Source organism: Pseudoroseomonas ludipueritiae, from assembly GCF_014490445.1.
Taxonomy (GTDB): domain Bacteria; phylum Pseudomonadota; class Alphaproteobacteria; order Acetobacterales; family Acetobacteraceae; genus Pseudoroseomonas; species Pseudoroseomonas ludipueritiae.
In genome coordinates this window covers 1-2,126 of the sequence record NZ_JACTUZ010000300.1, presented here as the reverse complement: position 1 = coordinate 2,126, position 2,126 = coordinate 1, and the positions used below count along the sequence as shown (strand labels likewise).

Here is a 2,126-nt window from a genome sequence, read left to right as displayed (position 1 = left end):
CAGGGGGCGCGGGGGGGCGCGGGGCAGGGGATGGGCGCGGCGGCATGGTCATGCCGGCGTCTCTGCCGCCGCCGGGCGCCGCCGCCAAGGAATTTCGGCGGCGGCGGTTCTTCAGGCCTTGCGGCGGCGGACCATCAGCATGCCCAGCAGGCCGGCGCCGAAGAGCGCCATGCTGGCGGGCTCCGGCACCGGGGTCGGCGTCACCTGGCCCTGGCCGCCGAAGCGGAGGTTGTCGATGGCGAAGCCTGCCGGCTCGCTGCCCACCAGGGAGAAGAGCAGGCCGGAGATGGTGGCCGCGCCGTTATCCGTCACCAGCCCCAGGAACTCGATGCCGGTGGTGGCATTCGTCACCGAGCCCAGCACATTGCCGGCGCTGTCATAGGCGGTGATGGCGGTGCCGCCGATGGCATCGAAGAAGCCGCCCGAGAGCCCGACGCCCGCCTGCGGCGTCGAGAAGAGGATGGCGATGGAGCCGTTGAACTGCGGCGTGCCGGAGAGCACCGGCGAGGTCGAGTTGGCGGTATCGTTGGTGATGAAGGTGTTGGGCGATCCGGCATCGAGCGAGAGCGGGCCGGTCGGGTTGCCCAGCACGCAGCCGGAAACGGCGGCGCCGGCCGGGCAGGAGGTCGGGCTGCTGGAGCCGGCGCTCTGGCCCGTGAAGTAGCCGTCGAAGGTGACGGTGGGGGCACCCGCGCCGCCGCCATAGGCCGCCGGAGCATAGGTCGGGTTCACGGTGCCCACGGCGAATTCGCTGAAGGTGATCAGCCCGGACCCGGCGACGAAGGCGGATTCGTCGATGCGGATCACGGCGGCGGAAGCGGAACTGGCGAATAACAAGGCCCCGGCGAGCGCGAGGGCGCGGGGAATGTACTGCCTCATATGGCTCTCCTGACTCAGTGGTGAAGGCACTGCCGGTGGCCGCTTCCCGCGGTTCCACGTCAGCCTGTTGCCCTTTAGCAATAAAGGTGCCAGAGCGGTGCCGTTGAGGCAGGAAGTTGAAATCACTCGCGAAAAATGACGTGGCGCCCGGGCATCCCGGGCGCCTGCCGCAGCTCTGTAAAAAGCTCCGACTCGTGCGCGCGCCTCTCAGGCGGCGCTGAAGGTGATCTGCTTGGCGCCGTCCCAGAGCACGGAGCGGCAGACATTGGCCAGGCGGTCCAGCCCATCCGTGATGGTCAGGAAGTGGTTGCCGGCCAGCGGCCCGGCCTTGGAGCCGAAGGAGCAGGGGCCATAGGCCACCAGGATCTCGGTCTCGCTCATGTTCGTCACATGGCCGGGGTGGACGATCACCTGCCCTGGCGCCGGGTGGCGTGTGGCATTCTCGAAGCCCACGCCCAGGTCGCGCTCGCCCATCGGGATCCAGCAGGCCTCGCCGCTCCAGCGCACATGGATGATGCGGTCCCGGTAGGGCAGCATGGTGCGGAACCGCGCCACAGTCTGCGGCGCGGCGGCTTCCTCGAAGCGGGCGGAAAAGATTTCGCCGCCAATGTCGATGCGGATGTCGGCCAAGGCTTGGAACTCCTGTGCGGAAGGCCCAGCATCTCTAGCGGGCTGGCGGATGGCGGGCCAGCGCCGGCCGCAGCTGCAACGACCTGGGCGTGGCAGTGTTCTTGTTCAGCCAGGGAACCATCATGCCGCCGGGCGCCGCGGAACCCCGGCGCGAGGGAGCAAGGCCATGATCCGCACCATCACGGGGCTCTTCGATTCGCGCGGTGCCGCCGAATCCGTCATCCACCACTTGGTCAGCCATGACGACATCGACCGCAGCCGCATCACGCTGCATGGTCGCGCCAAGACCGACGACGGCTTCGAGCACGACGGCTTCTGGACCTCGCTGCTGCACCTCTTCATCCCGGATTCCGCCCGCCATGCCTATTCGGAGGCGATCCGGCGCGGCGGCTACGTGGTTTCCGCCGAGCTGCCGGAAGAGAAGGTGGCGCATGCGCTGAGCATCTTCGCCTCCCATGGCGCCGTGGACCTCAACCGGCGGCAGGCGGAATGGCGCAGCGAGGGCTGGCTGGATTACGCGCCGCCGACGCAGGCGCCGGTCGCCGGCATCGGCATCGCCACGGGCATGAGCATCGGCGCGGCCGCGCCCCAGGCGGGCACCGGCGCCGCGGCGGGCG

2 protein-coding genes and 1 pseudogene are annotated in these 2,126 nt (G+C 69.6%); 1 reads left to right on the top strand and 2 read right to left on the bottom strand.

The genetic code is table 11. The features are described 5' to 3' along the window. Window positions 1–111 precede the first annotated feature (111 nt). Both IBL25_RS25790 and IBL25_RS25785 read right to left on the bottom strand, forming a co-directional pair. Window positions 112–879, bottom strand: coding sequence for a PEP-CTERM sorting domain-containing protein (locus tag IBL25_RS25790; protein WP_187781296.1), 768 nt, complete (start codon window positions 877–879; stop codon window positions 112–114). Window positions 880–1,086: 207 nt separating this feature from the next. Then, on the bottom strand, window positions 1,087–1,509 hold the full coding sequence (locus tag IBL25_RS25785; RefSeq protein WP_120640721.1) for a DUF3830 family protein: 423 nt from the start codon (window positions 1,507–1,509) through the stop codon (window positions 1,087–1,089). A gap of 166 nt (window positions 1,510–1,675) precedes the next feature. On the opposite strand from IBL25_RS25785, the pseudogene IBL25_RS25780 reads away from it, so the two are divergent. Next, window positions 1,676–2,126: pseudogene (locus tag IBL25_RS25780) on the top strand (YsnF/AvaK domain-containing protein); the annotation flags it as partial.